This is a genomic window from Thermoactinomyces sp. DSM 45891, from assembly GCF_900119485.1.
Taxonomy (GTDB): Bacteria; Bacillota; Bacilli; order Thermoactinomycetales; family Thermoactinomycetaceae; genus Baia.
Genome location: NZ_FPJZ01000020.1, coordinates 19505 through 41806 on the forward strand (window position 1 = coordinate 19505; position 22302 = coordinate 41806).

Consider the following 22302-nt stretch of genomic DNA (forward strand, 5'->3'; position numbering starts at 1 on the left):
CTGTTTCTATATTAGACAATCACACAGCTAACATCCGATCTAACGCTACTTTTGACCAATAAATCGTATCTGCATCCACTTCAATCTGGTTCACTGGATTACCTTCGATAATGCTATCGAGTGTCCATAGTAGATGGGGTCGGTCAATCCGGTTCATCGTAAGACACGGGCACATCGTCGTGCTGAGTAGCTGGATGTGTTGGTCCGGGTACTCTTGAGCGAGACGTTGGACAAGGTTAACCTCTGTTCCAATCGCCCACTTCGTTCCTGGAGCGGCCGCAGCTACTTTTTTGATAATGTAGTCCGTCGATCCGTTATAATCCGATGCTTGAACCACTTCAAAACAGCACTCTGGATGAACGAGAATATTAATTTCAGGGTCTAGTTTGCGCAGGCGCTCGATCTGCTCAACAGTAAACTTCTGATGAACAGAGCAATGGCCTTTCCAGAGGATCATCCGAACATCTTCTAGATCCCCTTTTTGTTGTTCAAATTCACCGCTTCCCGGACTCCAGATCACCATCTCTTCCAGTGGAACTCCCATTTCAAAGGCTGTATTACGTCCCAAATGTTGGTCAGGGAGGAAGAGAATGCGCTTTTTCTGTTCAAACGCCCATGTTAACACCTGATGCGCATTAGAAGAGGTACAAGTTGTTCCTCCATGCTTCCCAACAAATGCTTTAATCGCCGCAGTGGAGTTGACGTAGGTAACCGGAATCACAGTATCGCCAAATTTCTCGGTGATCACTTCCCATGCTTCCTCTACATCCTCAATATCAGCCATATCGGCCATCGAACAACCTGCTTTTAAATCCGGTAGAATGATGATTTGTTCATCTGCCGCCAGGGTATCTGCTGTTTCCGCCATGAAATGAACTCCGCAGAAGATGATGTACTTCGCACCTCGTTGCTCTGCACCAATTCTCGCCAGTTTTAACGAATCCCCTCGATAATCAGCGTGCAAAATGACATCATCCCGTTGGTAGTGATGCCCAAGGATAACAAGATCATCTCCTAGCTGTGCCTTAGCTACACGAATCCGGCGATCTAGTTCTTCATCTGATAAGCTACGGTACTCTACTGGTAGTTGGTCAGCCACATTTGGAACCATTCCTACTGCCATGAGTCTCCCTCCAATTCTTCCACAAAGTCTAAACTAATATCGAGTGCCTGTGCTGAATGGGTTAAGAATCCGAGAGACACAGCATCTACACCCGTCTCTGCAATCCCTCGAATGGTTTCAGGCGTGATTCCCCCGGAAGCTTCCACCCACACTTTCCTATCAATCATGCGAACGGCTTCTCGCAGGGTATCGACAGACATGTTATCAAGTAAAATCGCATTTACATCTACTGTAAGAATTTCTTTCACCTGCTCCAATGTATCGGCCTCTACTTCCACCTGCACCATATGACCGACACGCTTTCGAACAGCCTCCACTGCCTTTTGGATGCTTCCTGCCATCGCGATATGATTATCTTTTAGCATCACACCGTGGCTAAGTCCAAAGCGGTGATTCGTTCCGCCACCCATGCGAACGGCGTACTTCTCGAGTTGCCGCAAACCGGGGGTCGTTTTCCGAGTATCTAATACGTGGCAAGGAAGCCCCTCTACTAAGTCGACTAATTGACGGGTCAACGTTGCAATCCCAGACATCCGTTGCAGAAGATTAAGTGCGACGCGTTCACCTGTTAAAATCGTACGGGTAAACCCCTTAATGCGAGCGATTTCTGTTCCTTTACCTACTCTCTCGCCTTCTTCCACTATCATGGTGAAGCGAATGCTTGGATCTAACTCTTGAAAGACCATCTCTGCCACCGGCAATCCTGCTATCACACCATCCTGTTTCGCAAGTAAAATCGCGACACTCTTATGATTCACAGGTACAATGGATTCAGTAGTTAAATCTCCCGAACCTACATCTTCGTTCAATACATCACGAATAAACTGACGCAATTGAATGGAATTCATCTTTTTATTCTCCTAGATTACATGATGTTTTTCTGCCCAATTATCCTTCGTTTCTGGGAAATCTTCCCTATAATGACCCCCACGACTTTCTTCTCGAGCGAGCGCAGATTCTAAGATGATTTGTGCAGTAATTAACATATTTCTACATTCAAAAAAGCCACGTCCTATTTTATCACGTAATTGCCTAATGTGTACCAATCCTGTTTCTAAACGTTCTTTATTTCGCACAATTCCACAATGATCCCACATAATCTCACGAATCTCGTTTTTCCAGATCTTCGCTTGTTCTGGATCTGTGTAATCATGAACATATTTTGGAAGATCGATTTCTTGCGTAGGAAGATCAGGAAGAGCAGAGATGCTATCCGCCACTCGCTGGGCGAAGACAGCACCTTCTAATAAAGAATTACTAGCTAAACGATTCGCGCCGTGAACCCCTGTACAAGCCACTTCTCCACAGGCAAATAGTCTTTCTATATTAGTCCTACCATCTAGATCGGTCTGAATTCCTCCCATAATAAAATGGGTAGCGGGTGTCACAGGGATTAAATTCGTCCGAGGATCGATCCCATGCTTCATACAATGTCCGAAAATCTTCGGGAATCGTTCCTGAAAGGAGTTCCCTATCCTGGTAGCATCTAGGTATACAGAGCGGCCTTGTTGCATTTCTGTATAAATAGAGCGAGATACGACATCACGAGGGGCTAAGTCTTCCCAGTCATGATAATGTTTCATAAACCTCTCACCCACATCATTCACGAGAAATGCGCCTTCCCCTCGAACCGCTTCGGAGATGAGAAACATAGGATTTTGTTCCACTGCGAGTGCAGTTGGATGAAATTGGATAAACTCCATATCTACTAACTTCGCACCAGCTCGATGCGCTAAAGCAAATCCATCACCTGTGGTAACAAGATCATTGGTTGTGTAACGAAAAACCTGTCCACAACCACCAGTAGCCAAGATAACCCCTTTGCGGGCAGTGAGGACTTGCCGACTTCTTTCTGCATCCATCATGACGACACCGTGACAAGTTCCATCCTTTACGATTAGTTCCTGTACCACTGTGTGCGGATATAATTGTATATTTGATTGTTCATGTACTTTTTCTAAAAGGGACGAGGTAATCCCAGCACCCGTAGAGTCTCCTGTTACGTGCAAAATCCGTGAGACACTATGAGATCCTTCTCGACCTAACGACCAACCATCATCTGAGCGATCAAAACGAGTTCCCCACTCAGATAGCTTATCGATGGTGTTCGGTCCCATCTGAACTAACATGTTAACGGACTCGACATTACATAGTCCTACCCCTGTTCGCAACGTGTCTTCTTGATGTAATGTAGGAGAATCATCTTTCCCAACAGCAGCGGCAATTCCACCTTGGGCACGCCAAGAATTACTCTCTTCTTGCTTTGCCTTTGTGAGAATCATCACATGACCAGTACGACCAAGAGACAGAGCAGTAGTAAGACCTGCAATTCCACTGCCGATAACGATATAATCGGTTTGTACCATCGACATCGTTAGGCATCCTTCTTTCACAAAATGTTAACAATTTACTTCAGTTTCATTTTCTCAGGAAATCAAATAATGTCAATAACCAATTCCACAAACCCTCCAATTTCAATCTTAGAAGAGGATGAGTTTGATCTCTAATTCGGTATAATGAATAATAAAACAGACCTTACAAAGGGGAATCTCGCATTGAAGACCATTTATTTAGACTACGGTGCAACAAGTCCCGTCCGCGAAGAAGCCCTTCATGCTATGATGCCTTATTTTCAATTAGAATATGGCAATCCAGGAAGCATCCATGATTTGGGACAACGATCAAGCGATGCGATTCAACATGCAAGGACCCAGATCGCACAAGCGATCGGTGCAACGCCCCGTGAAATCGTCTTTACCAGTAGTGGTACCGAAGCCAACAATCTAGCCATCATTGGTGGCGCGAAAAAAAGAAAGCATCTCGGTAACCATATTATTACCAGTTCCATCGAACATCCAGCTGTTTTAGAAGCTTGCCGTTATTTGGAACGAGAAGGTTTTCATGTAACCTATTTACCTGTGGATTCATACGGACAAGTAGAAGTAAAAGATGTTGCAAATGCCATAACCGAAAAAACGATCCTCGTCACGATTATGTCCGCTAATAATGAAGTGGGAACGATTCAGCCAATTGCGGAAATCGGTCAATTGTTACAAGATAGTTCCATTTTGTTTCACACAGATGCGGTACAATATATAGGAAAGGTTCCTTGTTCAGTCGCAAACCTAGGAGTCGATCTCCTATCCATCGGAAGCCATAAGCTATATGGCCCTAAAGGAATCGGTGCTCTTTATATCCGGAAGGGAGTGCGGATTGAACCCCTTTTCCACGGCGGTGGACAGGAGAGAGAAATACGCCCCTCTACTTTGAACACACCCGCTATCGTTGGCTTCGGAGTAGCAACTACGCTAGCAGTACAAGAAATTCAGCAAGAATCCGAGCGTTTAACCGCGCTACGAGAGTATGCTTGGTCGCGTATTCATCAGGAAGTCAAGGATGTGGACTTAAACGGACACCCAACCGACCGCCTCTCTAACAACATCAATCTCAGTTTCCATCGAGTAGAAGGGCAGGCAATCCTTCTAGAGCTAAACCGCCAACAAATCTATGTATCAAGCGGTTCTGCCTGTAGCGCCGGAAAACATCGTCCTTCTCACGTACTCCGTGCCATGGGTCGATCAGACGAGGTCGCTCATCAAAGTATGCGTATCACCCTAGGAAAAGAGACCACCAAAGAAGATATCGATATCATGATCCATCATCTCTCACAAGTGCTTACCTACTTACGTTCCTTGTTCATATAACAAAATTGGTTAATGACCCTGTAACCCATCACTTTAGAGAACGGAGGGATTCTTACAAATGAAACTTGCTAGGTGGCTCTTTAAACTATCCCTATTTGCTATCCTCACTGGAGGAATATGGACCCTACTCATGTACGCCCAACAAATCAACTATCATGTATCCAATCAAAGCTATCTAATGAGTACCCATCTCTCATATACCATCTTTTTTATATTTGCTCTTCTGCTTCCTATATTCTTGTACAACATCTTTCGAAATCGAAAAAAAGTCACCGCGCTCAAACACAGCTTCTACCTATTTACGGCTTTTTATTTTATCATGGCTCCAACCGTCGTTTTAGCCTTTGATAACTACTTACTGGCTACACCTCAAGGAATTACATACAACACGTTTACGAGCTTAAATCAAAATGAGATTGAAGAATGGTCCAGTATCGAGAAACTAACGTTAGACTATAGCAAGGAACAGTCGTTCACTGGAAAAGACGGATATCGTCTCAAGTTTATCGTGGACAGCAAAGATCGTGACCCCATTGACTTAAATAATTATAATTCTCCACTCTATAAGAAAGGCCAGTTTTTAATTATCTACGAAAGAATAGCCAGTCACGGTGTCCCAATCGAAATGGCCCGTCCATTGCCAAAAGAAGGTGTTGATCCAGACTCACTGGTAGCAGAAATATATCAACTCGCACAAAAACAAAAAGAAAGACCGTAAGCAGTTCAATTTGCTTATAGGTCTTTCCATCGTTTTCAGGAAAAATTATTTCGCTAATTCATAGATCGCTTGGGCATAAAGCGCCGTAGCGCGAACCATATCGTCCCATTCAATAAACTCATCTTTTTGATGTGCTACTTCGAGGCGTCCTGGGAACAAAGGCCCAAATGCCACGCAATTTTGTGCTGCACGTGCATAAGTAGCTCCCCCGATTGCCATCAATTTAGCTGGCTCCCCAGTCTGTTCTTCATAAACACGAGAGAGTGTGGATACAAGCGGGTGATCTGGTGAGAGGTAATGCCCTCGTTTGCGATCATAATGATCAATCTCTAGATCATACACGGCTAGTTTCTCACGAAGTTGCTCAAGTAACTGATCATCATCAATCGAAATGGGATAACGAATGTTAAGTCGTATCCCTTCACCTTCACCCATTGTATAGTTGAAGACTCCAGCATTTACAGTAAGTGCTCCCGTTCTCTCATCCTCTTGCGCAATTTCCATTTTCTCACCAAAAAAGCTATCAACCAAATAGCTATCAATCAGCTTGATATAACGGCCACCTACTACATCCAACTTGATCGTCGTTAAAAACCGGGCCAATTCTAACGCGGCATTTAACCCTTTTTCTGGTTCCGAACCGTGATGAGAAATTCCGTGAACAACTAAAGTCACATGCTCATTCGACTCTTCCGCATATCCTTGAATTCCCTTTTGTAATAGGAAATCTTGGAATTGCTCCTTTAACTCAAACACGTCCTCGTCTCCTACAAGCACAGCCTTAGCTAAATCAGGAACCATGTTCACACGTTGTCCTGATTGGAACGACTCCAGCGTCCAGACATCTGCTACAACTTCCTTCACCGAAGCCGCTGTCGTTCCATTTGCCTGAATATCATAAAACCCTTTTTCCGCATTGATAATCGGGAAATCAGCGTCAGGCGTAAAGCCCATCGAAGGCATCTCTTCCTTAGAGAAATAGTGCTTCATACAACGCCATAGGGACTCTTCATCTCCCCCTAAAATAAGACGCACACGCTTAGATAGAGGTAGCCCTAAATCTTGAATCAATTTCATTCCATAATAAGCCGCCATCGCAGGGCCTTTATCATCAATCGCACCCCGAGCATAGAGACGTCCATCCCGGATCTCTGGCTCAAATGGAGGGGATGTCCAACCTCCGCCAACTGGTACAACATCCACATGAGCTAACACACCAATCAACTCAGAACCTTCTCCCATCTCCACATGCATTGCGTAGCCATCTACATTTTTCGTTTGGAAGCCATCTCTCTCTCCTAGATTGGCTACATATTGAATCGCATTTGCAACCTCTGCACCAAATGGTGCTCCCTCGTGAGCAGTCGACTCATCTAAAATACTAGGAATCGATAATAATCCTTTTGTATCTTCTAATAATTGGCTTTCTCTCTTCGAAACTTCTTCCAACCAATTGATCCGCTTTTCCAAAAGAAAATCCTCCTCTTATGTACACACCAAAAGCCTTATAGATATCTCTTAGTATCCTATATGCCACATATCATAGCATGTTATCTGAAAAAATACACCGATTTCGAGTATAGAAAAAACCTGAAGTCAAGCGACTCCAGGCTTAATGTTCCAAGAAACTAAGTACGGTATACAAGACATAACCCATGATAGCTGTCCCTGGTAGGGTGAGAACCCATGCATACACGATTTTCTTCGCCACTGTCCAACGAACACTGCGAATTCGTTCCGCTATCCCTGTACCGATAATCGACCCTGTAATCGTATGCGTCGTACTAACCGGAATACCCATCCCTGCAACTGTCGTCAAGATTGTAGCTGCCGCTGTCTCAGCAGCAAAGCCATGTGGTGTCTCCAAGCGGCTCAAACGGGAACCAATCGTTTGGATCACCTTCCACCCACCGATTGCTGTACCAAATGCCATTGCAAATGCAGCTGAAACCTTGACCCAAGTAGGGATATTTAATTCAGTTTGATAACCGCCTACTAGTAAAGCAAGAGCCATGATTCCCATTGCTTTCTGAGCATCTGCCGCACCGTGACTAAACGCCATAAATCCAGACGAGAAAATCTGCAAAGGCTTAAATATCCTTTTCACACGAGAAGCAGGCTGATTTGCATAAATAACTCGAATGATCTTCATAAAAATATACGCAACGAGCGCGCCCAACACCGGCGATATAAGCAAACCAATCAAAATCGTAATAAGTCCTTTGCTTTGCAGAATATCAAATCCTGCCGAAGCAACGGCCGCACCTACTAAACTACCAATTAACGCATGCGATGAACTAGTTGGAAGACCCATTAATACGGTAACTACGTTCCAGATAATAACAGCTGCCAGTGCCGCCACTAACACTACCAACGTCACCGCTTTGGGATTTACAATATCTTTACCGATCGCCTTTGCTACAGCTGTCGAGAAAAATGCGCCTACTAAATTAAGACCTGCAGCCATCAAGATGGCGGTATATGGTTTTAACGTACGCGTCCCCACGACTGTCGCAATCGCATTTGCCGTATCATGCCAGCCGTTAGTAAAATCAAAAATTAACGCTAAGGCAATAACAGCTACGACGAGCCAAAATGGATCAAGCATACTTCAAAATCACACCTTCCATAACATCCATCAAATCTTCAAACAAATCGGTCACACGTTCTAGTTTCTCGATAATTTCTTTCATCTTAAATAATTCTAATCCATCACTCGGATTTTCAAATAGAGTATATAAACTATCGCGCATCAATTTATCACCTTGGTTCTCCAGGTCATTGATTTCAATCGATATTTTGCGTATGCTTTGAAAATCTTTCTTTTCTAGCGCGATAAATGATTCTTGTAACAATTGAGCAGAACTTACAATAATCTCAGCAAATTGAACTAAGTACGGAGCTGATTTATCAACATGAAAATAAACAAATCGAGCCGCGCAAGCTTCTATACCATCTAATACATCATCTAGTTTAACAGCTAAATTTAAAATATCTTCACGATCTAACGGAGTAACAAACGTAGAATTTAATTCTTTAATCAACAGGTGGGTAAAAGCATCCCCTTTAGACTCTAATTCCTTAAGTCGTTCTGCGTACTTTTCCTTTTCCTCTAACGTCTCCACATTTTCACGGAAAAGCTGTACCGCTTCCACAATATTGCTTGCCGCATCGATAAGGGTTTGATAGAAGATACGATCTTTGGTACGATTAAAAATCACAATTACCCCTCCTGTACTGAATTTCCATTAAATAAGGCTAATCTTACTCTTACTATTTAGGTATTGAAAAGAGAGAAATTAATAATGCATGAATAAATTTAATCTAAGTTAAAATAATCTTTACAAAAACTTAACACTATCCTGTTAGGTACTTATTGCTGTCTTATTATGGGATTAAACGTTTGAATTCATACAAAAAAAAGCCAGTTTTGGCTCTGTAACCAAAACTGGCTTTTTTTGTATATCATGAGTGAACACTCTGAGTCACAAAAGACCCTTCAATATGGAGAAATAGAATATTTAAATCACTAATTCGACTAGAAAGATCGTTTAATTGTTCATTAATAGCAAAGAACAATTTTTCATCTTCTACCTCTTTAAGCGAATCAAAAGTCATAAGGTATTCAATCTCGAAACACTTTATCTGCTCTGGAATACACGCACATACTTGTTGACAAAGAAGCTCAAACTCCGCCTGTACATCAGACTCTAATTCATCATAATCAACATGAAGAATCGGTCGACGAATCTGTAAGCGACTATCATAAATCATCTCATATGGCATATTCAAATCGCGGTTCATTTCGCATCACCCAAAATCTCCGTTTTCTTTTCAGCAAATGTATTGGGTGTATTTTTGGGATTTGTTTTATCCCATGATTTTTCCAAGTTATCTACTTGAGTTAACCAATCTTTACGGAGCTTTTTATCTGATTTCTGATACTGCTTTTTGATATGTCCATCCACTTGTTCATATCTCTGATCGATCCACTGACCAATACGTTCATAATCTGTCTTTTCAATTTTAGATTGATTAAAAATGTATTCATTAGCCGCTTGTAGGTGCTCTTGCTCATTTTTCGTCGTCTCACTCACACTTTGGTGCCCATCTTTTAACTGCTCACGCGTGTTTTGAAGGGTTTTAGCCGATTTTTCCAAAGCACGCACCTGCCACGGGGTATCCATCTGTCTAATTTCTTTTGTAACGGATTGGAGAGCCTGTGTAAGTTTCTCCCCATCTTTAATAGAGATAAACTCTCCTCCTGATTGACTTGCAATCGAAGAACCCTGCTTTTCTTCTTGGAGCTTTGAACCAAAGGAAATCACATTAATAGCTGCGTGTAAATCAGAATCACTCAACTGCTTTGCTTGTTGAACTGGATTGGTATTACATTTATCTACACCATCGGTAATGAGAACAACACGATTTTCACGACTTTTCTCCTTATGAGCAGATAAATCTTTGGTACCTTCCTGAATCGCTAAGCCGGCTGGATTCCATCCTTCTTTTGATTCCAATTGATTCATCGACTTTGACCACACAGGTACTGTCCATTCAACCCCTGAGTATAGTAAAGAGGTATCTTTACAAGATTGCCCTGGATCTTTATCATTCACTCCGCCCTCTTTTCCAAACATCCTCACATGAATCTGAGTACCTTTTGGAATCGTTTTGGTCACTTGAGTGAGTGCTCCTTTGATCCATTCCATCTTACTTTTACCCTGTATATCTTTTCCCATCGAACTACTTGCATCGACGAGAAACAAAATTTGGTTATTTTTCACTGCTCCTGCATGGATCGCAGCTTGTTCTTCAGCCGTAGGTGGCTTCGCTTGATGGTCTTTCGCAATCTCAGATAGTACTCGTGCCTGTTCTTTCAAGTCAACCATCTCTACATCATCATAAACGGTTACAAGTTGCTTATAATTTTCTCCCAGAAGACCTAGTAAATATTGAAAGGCAGCATCTCTCTCTAATCCAATCGGCATCTGATCCAACGCTTGATATACCTTTGATGGGTTAAATTTATTGCCCGAAAAAGATCCCTTGCCTGGGTCCTGTAAAATATCTTCAATCTTCGTATGAGGACCTGGGCTTGCATCGATCTCTTTCATCACTTGCTTTGATTTAATTTCCGTCGGTGCAGAGGCTTTAGATTCTTCCACTTTACGAATCTCATTTCCGGTTGTCTCTTGAATTTGCTGTACGACTGTAGAACAACCGCTCATAAGTACTGTAGCAGCCGTCACACAAATTACTTGTTTGAGTGGTAGTTTCCTCATAAATCCTCCTATCCCTCGGCTCATATTCTTATATGTTTGTTCTTAAAGCTTACTTGATTCAATTCCCTTTGACAACGAATTACCTTGTTTTATCGAAGACTTTTCATAGTTGTTACAGCGCAGAGTAAATTTCATATTAATATATCTATTATATACATTTTGATTTCTTCCTAAAACCCCTTAGGTGATAAGATTTACCAATTCCTTTTTGTTCATTCTTGACTTAATCGTTTATAATAAAATTACATACAATTGACAGGGAAGACAAAAGAAAAGAGATGCATAATGAACAATCAAAATAAACGTGTAGTTGTAGGAATGTCAGGTGGGGTAGATTCTTCTGTGACTGCTTGGCTTTTAAAACAACAAGGATACGACGTAATCGGTTTATTTATGAAAAACTGGGATGATACCGATGAATTCGGCCATTGTACTGCCACAGAAGATTATGAAGATGTTCGCCGGGTAGCCACGCAAATCGGCATTCCTTATTATTCCGTTAACTTTGAAAAAGAATATCAAGAAAAAGTCTTTTCTTATTTCTTAGATGAATATCGCAAGGGCCGGACTCCTAACCCTGATATTATGTGTAATCGAGAGATCAAGTTTGGTGAATTTCTTCAAAAGGCTGAGCAATTAGGAGCAGACTATCTTGCAACTGGTCACTATGCTCAGCTAAAAGAAGTAGATGGAACGAGACAGCTTTGTAGAGGCGTAGACCCTAACAAGGATCAAACATACTTCCTTTCCCAAGTACCACAAAGCAAATTTGCAAATACGCTCTTCCCTCTGGGACATCTAGAGAAAAAAGAAGTTCGTAAAATAGCGGAAGAAGCTGGATTATATACAGCAAAGAAAAAAGATAGCACTGGCATTTGCTTTATAGGTGAGCGTAATTTTAAAGAGTTCTTAAGCAATTATTTACCTGCACAGCCCGGTGACATGAAAACATTAGATGGCACAATCGTAGGGAAACATGATGGTTTGATGTATTATACGCTCGGTCAGCGCCAAGGTTTAGGAATCGGTGGTGGAGCAGGTGAAGGAGGGTTACCTTGGTTTGTCATTAAGAAAGATGTGCTCCAAAACACCCTCTATGTCGCTCAAGGACACGATCACGATGCACTCTATACCAACGGATTAATCGCCACAGAAGTAAACTGGCTAGCAGATACCGAAGCACCCACAAAGCCCTTCTCTTGTACAGCCAAGTTTAGATATCGTCAAAAAGACCAAAGCGTTACTGTAATTCCTCAAGTAAACGGCAACACATGGAACATCCAATTCCATGAACAACAACGCGCTGTCACTCCTGGTCAATCGGTCGTATTTTACGATGGAGAAGTCTGCCTGGGTGGCGGTATTATCGACTCTACCTATGTATAAGAGAAACGGAAGGCACACATTTCGAGGGGATAGCAAATAAAGCTATCTCTTTTCTTTGAATTTATCTTTCATAATTTTGTAAATTATAGTAAGATGTTACCAAATATTGTCGAGGAGGATCAGAATTTGCGAAACGAATTTTATCTAGAAGATCACGATCCAGATCAACACCTATTTGAACAACCGAAACCACGGAGATGGAGGCCGAGCTTAACCTTCTTCCTTATTATCCTGGTGATCGCTGGAAGCACTGTCATCACGTACTTCATAACTCAGACATCCTCCAGTACCCTTACATCCCAGTCATCAAAGCCACAACCAGAGCCTGTCAAGGAACCAATAGCAGACCCTAGTACCCAGACAGAACCCGCTGAACCTGCTTTAGTTGAACCATACCGAGGAGATCAAGCTGGTTTTCCCGAATTGATCGCTCAAGTCCCGAACGATGATGCAAATAAAAAGGATCAGCCAATAAAGGAACAAAACTCCGATCAAAGCATTACACCTGAAAAGGAAAAGATGCCTATTACACCCAAGCCAAAAAATCAGTTAAGTAAAGAAAATAAACCTGAACACACAGTCGTGAACACTGACAAGCAAAACATTTCTACTCAAACTTCTACTGTTGACACAGCGAAGAGAACCAAGGATAAACAAAAATCGTTGAATCCAGAAAAACAAACAGTCTCTCCAACTCAAAAACATCAAGATAATCCATCCGAGAAACAACCCCTCAAAACGGTTGCAACTCCAGAAAAACAAATAATCTCTGCTACAAACACTCAAAAAACAATCACATCACAAACGAGTAACCAGCCGAAAATCCTACAACAGATGATGGCAGGCGATCAAAAGCAAACAACCAGCATTGAAAAAAAGACTTCATCGTCCACGAGCGCCTCAGATAAGTCTATTCAGTGGGTTGTACCTAACAACCCAGAAGAAAACCCATCCAATCAACCAACCAATACCCTTCAACTAGAAACCTACTTACTAAACCAAGCAGGTGAATTATTGCCCTTGCTCTCAACAAAAACAACCGAACCAAAAGATCTGTTGAAGAACGATTCGACTCCATTCATCCAAGTCGAACCACCTACTCGTTTAGACACACTGTTCTTGCAAATACAGAATATCCAAAAATTCATCACTCAAAGTACCGCCTCAGAGGTTCACATTCTCATAAATAATGGACAAAAAGAGCCATCCGAAAAAATCAGCTATATCCAGACCATCCTCACCTCATTCATACGCCAGTCAACTCAGCAGGCAAACAAGAAACTAATTCTACATAAACCTAATACACAATCTACATCACTCTATTTCTCACTCCTTGAAAATGCGGATGGACTCTCCACTCAGATCGAGCCTATTACTACAATTGGTACAAGGCTCAATCGAATCTCCACACCACCCATTAAGGAATAAATAAAAAGAGCCCTTGATGAATCCCTCAGACTGCCTCTATTGTCTGAAAGATTCATCAAGGGCTCTTTTTTGGTGTAAACACTCTATTTGCAACAAGTCTCATCTACTTCCACCAAGGAATTGGAGCAACTCTACTCAGCTTCCGGCTTTCCGAACATACCCAAACCAACAAGAACCTCTAAGGCTGTACTAAACAATTCTTCATAAGGTCAAGTATATGTCGTCGTTACACTATATGACGTTTCATATGCTTTATATATCGGGAATTTGCAAAGGAAAAATAGACAAGTTGGAAGATGAAAAATATGCTTATCCCACTAAAAATAACAAAAGGATTTACACCTAATTGTCTACTCATCACGAGTATAGAGAATCCAGAGTAGAGTACAGCTACAAAAAACGGTAAGAAAAATAGTACAGCGATTTGAATCGTAATAGTCGATCGTAGCTCTGATAAAGTAAGTCCTATTTTAGAAATAGAGTAGTATTTTCGCTGATCCTCTTCTAAGTCTGCGTATAGTCGGAAATAAAGAAAGCTAGCGGCAGCTAAAAAGAATATCATAGCAATGAAAATACCAATAAACATCATCACATCAAACACTTGTTTTGCCTGAACAAGCTGGGCGCCTCGGGCTATGAAATGTTCGTTGATCCCTTTCGCCTCTTGTTGCAATTTCTGCCCTATTTGCACCTCAATCGAATCTCGTTTCGGAATTTCATCATTCCACGAAGGGACAAAATAGTTATAAAGTGTCTCTTCTGTAAGGTAAGTCTTATTCTCTTTCGATGAGAGTAACAACTCGGTGTAGTCCGTATCGTTTACAACAAATTCATATGGTATTTGAGGCCGGACGTGATCTTTTTTAGGGAGTATTTTTCGCTCTTGAATATGGAATTTTTTCTTTCCTACCTGCATAGAGGAAGGGGAGGGTGCATCTTCTTCCATCCTACTAGTAGTGAGAAGGATCACCTCACTCGATTTTAACAAGGGGATAATCTTTATCCCATTACGTTTTGCCCAGTTCTCATATTCAGAAAGCTTCATAAAATCATAGGTCTTATCTAATTGACGATCACGGATAGTTAGAATAGTAGTCGTCATTTTCAAATAGGAAACACCCGCATTTTTTAATTCTTGACCTACCTTTTTATCAAGAGTTGACTCCTTTTTTCCATTCTTATCTTCAAATGGAGTAACTTGAAAATGAAAACTACTATCAAGGGAATCGATAATAAATTCCTTTATAGCTAAGAATCCACCCGCACTGGTAAAGGCAACGGTAGAGACAATCGTCACCAGAAAGAACAGACGAGCATTATCTTTAATCCGATAAGAGAGATCAGATAGCCATAACAGCTTAGTCCCTCCCCAAAAGAAAGAGCGCTTCTGTTTTAACAAACGTATGATGACGACACTTAAATGTGAAAATAAAAAGTACGTACCAATGATCAGTAGGAGTGGAGTAAGTACAATGCTTATTGTATTAATCCCGAGACTCACCAGAAACAAGGCACTACAAATCGTTCCAGCAGATAGTAGAGCTAGAAAAATAGAGATTCTCGGTTCTTTTTTTGGTTTTACAGACCCCTGAATCAGAGTAAGTATGTTGTTCTTTCTGATCATAAATCGAGTGAAGAATGAAGCGATGAGAAATAAGAGAAAAAACGACCCAGCAGTAACCTGAACGGCTGTGATGGGAAAGTAAAACGAGAGTGGAGGCATATCGATAATATTCGTTGCCCCAAGGAAGAATAGTTGCATGAACAATAGTCCAGCTAATATCCCCGTCCCGATCGACATCGCTCCAATGATGATATGTTCTAAAAAGACAAGTCGACTTAGCTTATTAGAAGTAGCCCCCATCAGGGTTAGTAGTCCAAACTCCTTACTCCTGATTTTCAAAAAATTACCTATGGAATAGATAACGAACAAGAACGAAAAGAAATAAATAATAAACTCAGCTACTATCATCCCGATTTGAACGGTATTTCCAATCGTTTCGTCTTGAGTGATACGAGGATGGAAGATAAAAGCAGCATAAGAAAAGAAAATCATAACTGAAAACGCACTACTAAAAAAGAAAGCTAGATAATTCCGTATACTTCTCGAAATATTTCGATACGCAAATTGCCAAAACGTCATGAATCGTCCTCCTGACGTTATAGTATTGGAATATTGTAATCGATCTATTCATTCGAAGATATGGAGTAAGCTTACACCTATCTTACTCTTGTGTAAGATTTAGACCTCGTCCCGACACCATTCTAAAAAAGCGGATTTACAAGAAATCCGCTTTTATTAGTCATTTAAATCTTTGCTTAAACTCTTCCAAGGTTCCATTAAAGACATTGATATCTACATAACTATTAATCCCATTCACTCTTCCTCTATTACTGTACTGCCATAATGCCCACTTTTGTCTACCCAGTGTAGGAAATTTGAAGATATCTCTAATCCAAATATCAAACTCATTCAGGTGATCTTTGATATATGTATGATAGGTATCATATGTAACATATAAGATAGGCTTCGTCTTATATTCTTGTTCCATTTTAAATGCTAGCGTCCGCAACTCTTTTCTTACTTTATCCTGATTATGTTCCAGATGGATCTCCACATCGATCACAGGGGGCAAGCTATCCGACTGCTTCGGTACAGTATTGATAAAATGGATCGCTTGTTCTTCTCCGGAACTCCCCATAGAAAAAAAGTGATATGCACCTGCTAAGAATCCGTATTTCTTTGCCTCTTCCCAATTGGTTTCAAACTTGGGGTCGACGAAATCACGTCCTTCCGTCGCTTTCATATAAACGAATTGAAATTCGTCCGCTTCTTGAACCACTCGCCAATGAATATGTCCTTGATGGTGTGATACATCTAAACCTTTCACTTCATACCCTACTGCAAACAATGAATTATGCCATATTATCCCCTTAAACTCTAAAAAGAACAGAGTAATGATCAAGATTGTAAGGATAACCAACCATCTAGAGCGTTTTATATATATCCATCCTTTTTCTAAATTGATTGGTGAGAGAATTTTGCGCATTCATGAAAAACAAAATGCTTACATCCGATACATTTATTCAACTCGATTTGCTCTAGAGCATAATCAATAGCTCTTCCTGTATGATCAAAGAAATGTTCCCTTCCAATCTCGTCAAATAATCCATTTTTTATCAAGCTTTCTTTTAAGGAGGGGATCATTCCTGATACTAATAATAAGCCACCTTGTCTTTGTAATGAATGAAGAAAGAGCCGAAAAGATGCTTCCCCTGTTACATCCATAAAAGGAACTTGTCTCAAACGTAAAATAAAGACTTTTGGTTTACAGCAGACAGCTTTCATAATGTTTTGTTCAAACAACTGAGCCGTTCCAAAGAAAATAGGACCTTCAACTGTATAAATGCTAATTTGCGGGCAGTCATGAGTGTCATTGACAACATGGGGCAACACTTTTTCATGATTACTACTATGATCAGGAAGTACTTTACTCATCACAAGCATACCACTCATACGCTTGGCAAACAGAAGAACAGACAAAAAAAGCCCGATGCCGACCGCTGTAGTCAAGCTTGTGAAAATAGTAAGGAAAAAGGTTACTAGTAATACAAGGGAATCCCCTGTTTTTGTTTTCAGCACTCGTATAAAATGTTTTCGTTCACTCATATTCCAAGCCACTACCATTAAGATAGGAGTCATACTTGCCAGCGGAATATGTGCTGTGTATGGAGCCAGTAATAGCAACGTCAAAAGAACAAATAAACCATGAGTGATTCCCGAGATGGGGGACATCCCTCCACTTCTAATATTAGTGGCTGTCCGAGCAATAGCACCAGTAGCTGGAATTCCCCCAATCAAAGGTGTGACGATGTTTGCGATCCCTTGACCCAACAACTCACGATTACTATTATGTTTTGTGTGTGTCATTCCATCTGCCACAACAGCGGATAAGAGAGACTCGATTCCACCCAAAATAGCAATGACAAAAGCCGGAACCAACAACATTTGAATTCGTTCAAACGTAATCTCAGGCATGTGGAGGGATGGAAGAGTACTCGGAATTGCACCAAATACAGTACCGATCGTAGGAACATGGCCTGAGAAAAATAACATTGCTATCGCAGTAGAAACAACTAAACCGACTAACGATCCTGGAACTCGGGGAAATAGCTTCGTTGTAAGCAGCATAACCCCCAAACAAATCACAGCAGTAGTAACACTATATAGGTTAACAGAGCTAAGATGATCGATGATTTCTGCGATATTGGCCATAAATTGCTCATGCTTTTCCATTCCCGTCAAACCCAAAAAGTCCGCAATCTGCCCTGTGAAGATAATAACCGCTATTCCTGCAGTAAATCCGATGATAACCGGTTGTGGGATATATTTAATAAATGAACCCAGTTTAAAAATCCCCATCAAACACAGGATCACTCCCGCTAACAAGCCAGCCAACAGTAAGTTTTCATATCCATATGTTAGTACAATCCCTAAGAGAATCGGAATAAAAGCCCCCGTCGGGCCCCCAATTTGAAATCTCGAACCACCTAACAGTGAAATCAATACACCCGCCATAATCGTAGTATAAATTCCATACTCAGGCTTCACACCCGAAGCAATAGCAAAAGACATAGCTAGAGGGAGAGAAATGATACCTACAATCGTTCCTGCCAGAAGATCTTTTCGAAGATGTTTCCATGAATATCCTCTATACCGACTAAAAAATGAGTCTTCCATGATGTGTTGAACCCTTCTTTTCCATATAATTGATATGCGTACATTATAGTATTCAGATATTAGGATGTACAATACTCCTTTGGTCGAATAGCTCTTCATGAGGCCATTTATAGAAGCTCTATGAAATTCAGTAATAGGAATTAGCTCTGCAATCATTTTTTGCTCTCTGGGTCCACCTCCATATAAACTATATGGAAAGGGTAATTTCTTTTCATTCCTATTTTCTATTCAAGATTACTTTTATTAAGGAGAAAAAAATGACTCTAAAAATTAACAAGGTATTCCCACGTAATTGGTATGCTGTAAGTTATTCAAAAGATTTGAAGCAAAAACCAATAAAGAAAAGAGTTTCTGGAAAAGATTTCGTGTTATTTCGGAATGAAAAGGGCCAAACCCAGGCCTTATTTCCTTACTGTCCACATCGTGGTGCTGACTTATCGCTTGGAAAAGTAGTTAATGGTTCACTAGTCTGTCCCTACCATGGTTGGGCCTTCAACGGCTGTGGTACCTGTATAAGAATTCCATCCCAGCCCACTAAACCGATCCCAAAATTTGCTCATACCCTATCCTACCCTGTAATAGAAAAGATGGGGTTGATTTGGGTATACCCTGATAATGAGGAAGCCCCGCCAGAATGGAAAACATTCCACACAATGGAGAAAGTTCCTTTTAAACTCTCCCCTTTCCAGGCCACTTGGAAGGCACACTTTACTCGATCAATCGAATCTGTGCTGGATATTGCTCACCTCGCTTTTGTACATAAAAAAACGATTGGCAGAAAAACAAAAGCTGAATCGACTCATTATAAGCTAGAGGGGACATTGGATCAGTTTGTATTCTCAAACGGTAATGCTTACCTCGAATACCAATTTCCGCATCAATGGATGCTGCATAGTGGAAAACAAGAGAATGAGTCATTTATTCAGTACGTTACGTTTACTCCGATTGATGAAGAAGAAACCTTAATAATGGGATATGCAGGAAGGACTTTTTTAAAGCAACTCTCGCTACTAGACCGTATCTTAACTAGATATAGTCTAAAAGTACTAAAAGAGGATCAAGCGATTGTAGAAAGTCAACATCCTAGACCTATACCAGAAGCATTACAAATGGAAGCCCACGTCTATGCGGATATGGCTCAAGTTCAGTTTAGAAAGCGTTGGTTTCAGTTTCTACAAAGTGAGCCTTGCTTTTCACTTGATTAAAAAGAGATCCCATTCAACTTTTAGCCCCAACACATAGCGAAACCCCGCTTATACCAAGGGATTCTGGCATAAGCGGGGTTTCATTCATTTGGCGTGCCCTGAAGGATTCGAACCCTCGACCTTCTGATCCGTAGTCAGACACTCTATCCAGCTGAGCTAAGGGCACATCTCACTATATGATTCAATTCCTTACTCTAAGAGAGTAGATGGCGTGCCCTGAAAGATTCGAACTCTCGACCTTCTGATCCGTAGTCAGACACTCTATCCAGCTGAGCTAAGGGCACATCTCATTATATGATTCAATCTCTCTACTCTAAGAGTAAATGGCGTGCCCTGAAGGATTCGAACCCTCGACCTTCTGATCCGTAGTCAGACACTCTATCCAGCTGAGCTAAGGGCACATATAACTTGTCAACGAAAATAATCTTACCATATGACAAAATACAATGCAATATCTTTTTCTACTTTTATTACAAAAGAGGAATCTATTCGATTTACGCTCATACACTCGTAGATAAGATACTCTGGTTACAGAAGCAATCCACAAGCATAGTACAAATTACATAGAAGGGACTAATAACATTGAAAAAAACTCTTTCCTTTTTTCTCGTTTTCAGTATCATTCTTATTACAGCAACTAGTTGCGAAACAAGTCAATCCGCTCAAGAGGCAATGAAAAGTGAATCTTCCATACAACCTATTGTTTCAAGTATGAATGAATTGATCCAACAAGAAAACCAAAATGATATATTGCTTCAAAAAATGGCTGTATCTGTAGAGGAGGCAAAACTAAAAACCATTTCCAATCAAAAGGTCACAGAGCTAGAACAAAATATGATCCTTAAAGTAAATCAAGCCAAATCTCAAATTGCAGAATATAAAAAAGCAGTGGAAAGTGTACAAGAAAAATTCAAAAAGGTAAAACAACAAGTAAGCACACTAATAAATCCTTCTATCCAACAACCTGCTCAGCAATTCCTCACAGACTTTGAAACAAGTATTCAGACGGAATTATCCATTGCAACAAAATATGAACAACTACTTCAAAATCAATCAGAAGCAATCCAAGCCATTATCAAGAGTAAACCCTTGCCCACTGACAACTCTGATCAATTAGTGACAGAAATTGATCAATTAGTATCGTTATTTCAAGAGCAGGTGGCTAAACTAAATGCTTCTTATCAGAAAGTATTATCCGTATAAACAATAAAAAGCTTGCTCGTGACTCTTAAAGTCAAAAGCAAGCTTTTTATTTGGAGGCGACACCCGGATTTGAACCGGGGGTAAAGGTTTTGCAGACCTCTGCCTTACCACTTGGCTATGTCGCCAAATAAAGATGGCAGGGGTGGTAGGAATCGAACCCACACTAGAAGTTTTGGAGACTCCTGTTCTACCACTAAACTACACCCCTACGGAAATGCTGGCAATAGGACTTGAACCCACAACCCCCTGATTACAAGTCAGGTGCTCTACCAATTGAGCTATGCCAGCGTATTATCAATCGTGACTGAGTGAAACAAATTCACTACACAGGCACATTTCATATTCTGTACTACAATCTTATAAAGGATGCTGGCAATAGGACTTGAACCCACAACCCCCTGATTACAAGTCAGGTGCTCTACCAATTGAGCTATGCCAGCACATTTTTTATGGTGGTTCGGGACGGAATCGAACCGCCGACACGAGGATTTTCAGTCCTCTGCTCTACCGACTGAGCTACCGAACCATCTGGCGGAGAGAGAGGGATTCGAACCCTCGAGACAGGTTTTGCCCGCCTACACGATTTCCAATCGTGCTCCTTCGACCAACTCGGACATCTCTCCAGACTATCATATTCATCTTAACTGTTTATTGTGCTCTGATTGAAGTCAATCCAGCAACAACTCACAAATAATATAGTACTGTGATTTAAGGATAATGTCAACAAGAAATAGAAACTTTTATATAAAAATACACGCTCTGAGTTATCGGATAGGCCTCTACTATCTCTATCAGGAAGATAAGCTAAGGATTCTTCAACCTTCTAGGGTCCATAACCACCGTTACTCATGTTATATCTTAGAGATACCATACAAATATCTTGCTAGTTCCCAGTCATCTCAATGGTAGCCGCTTCTAAGATAAGATCCTAGTTATATCTAGACAAAAAAGAAACCATATTAAATGATCATTTAAACGTGCTTCTTGCGACTCTGATCAAGTTAATTCCGCATTAGATACCTACACACCATCACAGTAAAAAGACAGCTGTAAAATAAGCTGGTTTTCGCGCTTACAAGCTCTTATTTTCTCACAATCACAATCAACCTATCATCATAGATTGCGAACTAAGTAGTGATAGTGCCTCAGAACTCAGTAACACCGTGAAGATCCGAAGGAGTACACTTCTTGATTCTTCATAAGTAGAATTTGGAATAACAAAAAAGCACCCAGTTCACTGAGCACTTTTTTGTTATTATGTATGCCTGGCGACGTCCTACTCTTCCAGGACCCTGCGGTCCAAGTACCATCGGCGCTAGAGGGCTTAACGGTCGTGTTCGGGATGGGAACGAGTGGATCCCCTCCGCCATCATCACCAGACTAAGTTGTAGAAGGTGAAACACCTTCAAAATTAGATCAGAAATGAGAGAAAGAAAGTTGCATCTCGAAAGAGATGATTGAAATAACAATTGAAGTTCGAACGACTAGAAAGCGTCGTCGAACCGCTGA

17 protein-coding genes, 9 tRNA genes and 1 rRNA gene are annotated in these 22302 nt (G+C 41.0%); 6 read left to right on the forward strand and 21 right to left on the reverse strand.

Annotation, left to right across the window (positions count from 1 at the left end; translation table 11 throughout):
• Nucleotides 1–19 precede the first annotated feature (19 nt).
• From nadA to BT147_RS12990, 3 genes are read right to left on the reverse strand one after another with little or no spacing between them, the layout of a single operon-like run.
• Nucleotides 20–1123 carry a quinolinate synthase NadA gene (nadA, locus tag BT147_RS12980; RefSeq protein WP_072336174.1) on the reverse strand — a complete coding sequence of 368 codons (1104 nt, stop codon included), beginning with the start codon at nucleotides 1121–1123 and terminating at the stop codon, nucleotides 20–22.
• Nucleotides 1114–1971, reverse strand: coding sequence for a carboxylating nicotinate-nucleotide diphosphorylase (gene nadC, locus BT147_RS12985; RefSeq protein WP_072336176.1), 858 nt, complete (start codon nucleotides 1969–1971; stop codon nucleotides 1114–1116). Before nadC ends, nadA begins: the two co-directional genes overlap by 10 nt.
• Before the next feature lie 12 nt (nucleotides 1972–1983).
• Nucleotides 1984–3495, reverse strand: coding sequence for an L-aspartate oxidase (locus BT147_RS12990; protein WP_072336180.1), 1512 nt, complete (start codon nucleotides 3493–3495; stop codon nucleotides 1984–1986).
• Nucleotides 3496–3678: 183 nt separating this feature from the next.
• On the opposite strand from BT147_RS12990, the gene BT147_RS12995 reads away from it, so the two are divergent.
• Both BT147_RS12995 and BT147_RS13000 read left to right on the forward strand, forming a co-directional pair.
• Nucleotides 3679–4827 (forward strand): cysteine desulfurase family protein, encoded by a 1149-nt coding sequence (locus BT147_RS12995; RefSeq protein WP_143188008.1) that lies wholly within the window; start codon nucleotides 3679–3681, stop codon nucleotides 4825–4827.
• Nucleotides 4828–4885: 58 nt separating this feature from the next.
• On the forward strand, nucleotides 4886–5545 hold the full coding sequence (locus BT147_RS13000; RefSeq protein WP_072336186.1) for an Asp23/Gls24 family envelope stress response protein: 660 nt from the start codon (nucleotides 4886–4888) through the stop codon (nucleotides 5543–5545).
• 45 nt (nucleotides 5546–5590) lie between these two features.
• On the opposite strand, the gene pepV is transcribed toward BT147_RS13000, so the two are convergent.
• The 5 genes from pepV to BT147_RS13025 all read right to left on the reverse strand — a co-directional run bounded on the left by pepV (nucleotide 5591) and on the right by BT147_RS13025 (nucleotide 10830).
• The gene (gene pepV, locus BT147_RS13005; protein ID WP_143188009.1) at nucleotides 5591–7015 is read right to left on the reverse strand and encodes a dipeptidase PepV; all 1425 of its coding nucleotides are present in this window, start codon (nucleotides 7013–7015) and stop codon (nucleotides 5591–5593) included.
• Between the two features lie 142 nt (nucleotides 7016–7157).
• Nucleotides 7158–8153, reverse strand: coding sequence for an inorganic phosphate transporter (locus tag BT147_RS13010; protein ID WP_072336189.1), 996 nt, complete (start codon nucleotides 8151–8153; stop codon nucleotides 7158–7160).
• Nucleotides 8146–8766 carry a DUF47 domain-containing protein gene (locus tag BT147_RS13015; protein ID WP_072336192.1) on the reverse strand — a complete coding sequence of 207 codons (621 nt, stop codon included), beginning with the start codon at nucleotides 8764–8766 and terminating at the stop codon, nucleotides 8146–8148. The genes BT147_RS13010 and BT147_RS13015 overlap by 8 nt, the downstream gene beginning before the upstream one ends.
• Nucleotides 8767–9010: 244 nt before the next feature.
• A complete protein-coding gene (locus tag BT147_RS13020) occupies nucleotides 9011–9349 on the reverse strand; it encodes a hypothetical protein (protein ID WP_072336195.1) in 339 nt (112 codons plus the stop codon).
• Nucleotides 9346–10830, reverse strand: a complete 1485-nt coding sequence (locus tag BT147_RS13025; protein ID WP_072336198.1) for a vWA domain-containing protein — start codon at nucleotides 10828–10830, stop codon at nucleotides 9346–9348. Before BT147_RS13025 ends, BT147_RS13020 begins: the two co-directional genes overlap by 4 nt.
• Before the next feature lie 282 nt (nucleotides 10831–11112).
• Here BT147_RS13025 and mnmA point away from each other — a divergent pair, with 282 nt between their 5' ends.
• Nucleotides 11113–12216 carry a tRNA 2-thiouridine(34) synthase MnmA gene (gene mnmA, locus BT147_RS13030; RefSeq protein WP_143188011.1) on the forward strand — a complete coding sequence of 368 codons (1104 nt, stop codon included), beginning with the start codon at nucleotides 11113–11115 and terminating at the stop codon, nucleotides 12214–12216.
• Between the two features lie 126 nt (nucleotides 12217–12342).
• The gene (locus tag BT147_RS13035; protein WP_072336203.1) at nucleotides 12343–13644 is read left to right on the forward strand and encodes a hypothetical protein; all 1302 of its coding nucleotides are present in this window, start codon (nucleotides 12343–12345) and stop codon (nucleotides 13642–13644) included.
• Between the two features lie 226 nt (nucleotides 13645–13870).
• Here BT147_RS13035 and BT147_RS13040 read toward each other — a convergent pair whose 3' ends face one another.
• The 3 genes from BT147_RS13040 to BT147_RS13050 form a co-directional block, all read right to left on the reverse strand.
• Nucleotides 13871–15787, reverse strand: coding sequence for an FtsX-like permease family protein (locus BT147_RS13040; protein WP_072336206.1), 1917 nt, complete (start codon nucleotides 15785–15787; stop codon nucleotides 13871–13873).
• 160 nt (nucleotides 15788–15947) lie between these two features.
• Complete coding sequence (locus BT147_RS13045) at nucleotides 15948–16535, reverse strand: GH25 family lysozyme (RefSeq protein WP_286119492.1); 588 nt, start codon at nucleotides 16533–16535, stop codon at nucleotides 15948–15950.
• A 128-nt stretch (nucleotides 16536–16663) separates the two neighbouring features.
• Nucleotides 16664–18385 (reverse strand): SulP family inorganic anion transporter, encoded by a 1722-nt coding sequence (locus BT147_RS13050; RefSeq protein ID WP_072336221.1) that lies wholly within the window; start codon nucleotides 18383–18385, stop codon nucleotides 16664–16666.
• Nucleotides 18386–18642: 257 nt separating this feature from the next.
• On the opposite strand from BT147_RS13050, the gene BT147_RS13055 reads away from it, so the two are divergent.
• Nucleotides 18643–19590: a Rieske 2Fe-2S domain-containing protein gene (locus BT147_RS13055; RefSeq protein WP_072336209.1), complete on the forward strand. Its 948-nt coding sequence runs from the start codon at nucleotides 18643–18645 to the stop codon at nucleotides 19588–19590.
• 89 nt (nucleotides 19591–19679) lie between these two features.
• Here the strand turns inward: BT147_RS13055 and BT147_RS13060 are convergent.
• The 3 genes from BT147_RS13060 to BT147_RS13070 all read right to left on the reverse strand — a co-directional run bounded on the left by BT147_RS13060 (nucleotide 19680) and on the right by BT147_RS13070 (nucleotide 19991).
• A tRNA-Arg gene (locus BT147_RS13060) sits at nucleotides 19680–19756 on the reverse strand.
• Between the two features lie 41 nt (nucleotides 19757–19797).
• Nucleotides 19798–19874 (reverse strand) — tRNA-Arg (locus BT147_RS13065).
• Between the two features lie 40 nt (nucleotides 19875–19914).
• A tRNA-Arg gene (locus BT147_RS13070) sits at nucleotides 19915–19991 on the reverse strand.
• A 181-nt stretch (nucleotides 19992–20172) separates the two neighbouring features.
• Here BT147_RS13070 and BT147_RS13075 point away from each other — a divergent pair.
• On the forward strand, nucleotides 20173–20793 hold the full coding sequence (locus BT147_RS13075; protein WP_072336212.1) for a hypothetical protein: 621 nt from the start codon (nucleotides 20173–20175) through the stop codon (nucleotides 20791–20793).
• A gap of 51 nt (nucleotides 20794–20844) precedes the next feature.
• On the opposite strand, the gene BT147_RS13080 is transcribed toward BT147_RS13075, so the two are convergent.
• The 7 genes from BT147_RS13080 to rrf form a co-directional block, all read right to left on the reverse strand.
• Nucleotides 20845–20918 (reverse strand) — tRNA-Cys (locus BT147_RS13080).
• Nucleotides 20919–20927: 9 nt separating this feature from the next.
• Nucleotides 20928–21001, reverse strand: a tRNA-Trp gene (locus BT147_RS13085).
• A gap of 7 nt (nucleotides 21002–21008) precedes the next feature.
• Nucleotides 21009–21081 (reverse strand) — tRNA-Thr (locus BT147_RS13090).
• 79 nt (nucleotides 21082–21160) lie between these two features.
• Nucleotides 21161–21233: transfer RNA gene (locus BT147_RS13095), tRNA-Thr, on the reverse strand.
• A 10-nt stretch (nucleotides 21234–21243) separates the two neighbouring features.
• Nucleotides 21244–21319, reverse strand: a tRNA-Phe gene (locus BT147_RS13100).
• Between the two features lie 3 nt (nucleotides 21320–21322).
• Nucleotides 21323–21416 (reverse strand) — tRNA-Ser (locus BT147_RS13105).
• 640 nt (nucleotides 21417–22056) lie between these two features.
• Nucleotides 22057–22173: ribosomal RNA gene (gene rrf, locus BT147_RS13110) — 5S ribosomal RNA — on the reverse strand.
• Between the last annotated feature and the right edge of the window lie 129 nt (nucleotides 22174–22302).

Excerpts from the sequence above, each read along its gene's own strand:
- nadA (WP_072336174.1), bottom strand. The coding sequence starts at position 1,123 with ATGGCAGTAGGAATGGTTCCAAATGTGGCTGACCAACTACCAGTAGAG.
- nadC (WP_072336176.1), bottom strand. The coding sequence starts at position 1,971 with ATGAATTCCATTCAATTGCGTCAGTTTATTCGTGATGTATTGAACGAA.
- BT147_RS12990 (WP_072336180.1), bottom strand. The coding sequence starts at position 3,495 with ATGTCGATGGTACAAACCGATTATATCGTTATCGGCAGTGGAATTGCA.
- BT147_RS13000 (WP_072336186.1), top strand. The coding sequence starts at position 4,886 with ATGAAACTTGCTAGGTGGCTCTTTAAACTATCCCTATTTGCTATCCTC.
- BT147_RS13010 (WP_072336189.1), bottom strand. The coding sequence starts at position 8,153 with ATGCTTGATCCATTTTGGCTCGTCGTAGCTGTTATTGCCTTAGCGTTA.
- BT147_RS13020 (WP_072336195.1), bottom strand. The coding sequence starts at position 9,349 with ATGAACCGCGATTTGAATATGCCATATGAGATGATTTATGATAGTCGC.
- BT147_RS13025 (WP_072336198.1), bottom strand. The coding sequence starts at position 10,830 with ATGAGGAAACTACCACTCAAACAAGTAATTTGTGTGACGGCTGCTACA.
- BT147_RS13040 (WP_072336206.1), bottom strand. The coding sequence starts at position 15,787 with ATGACGTTTTGGCAATTTGCGTATCGAAATATTTCGAGAAGTATACGG.
- BT147_RS13050 (WP_072336221.1), bottom strand. The coding sequence starts at position 18,385 with ATGGAAGACTCATTTTTTAGTCGGTATAGAGGATATTCATGGAAACAT.
- BT147_RS13055 (WP_072336209.1), top strand. The coding sequence starts at position 18,643 with ATGACTCTAAAAATTAACAAGGTATTCCCACGTAATTGGTATGCTGTA.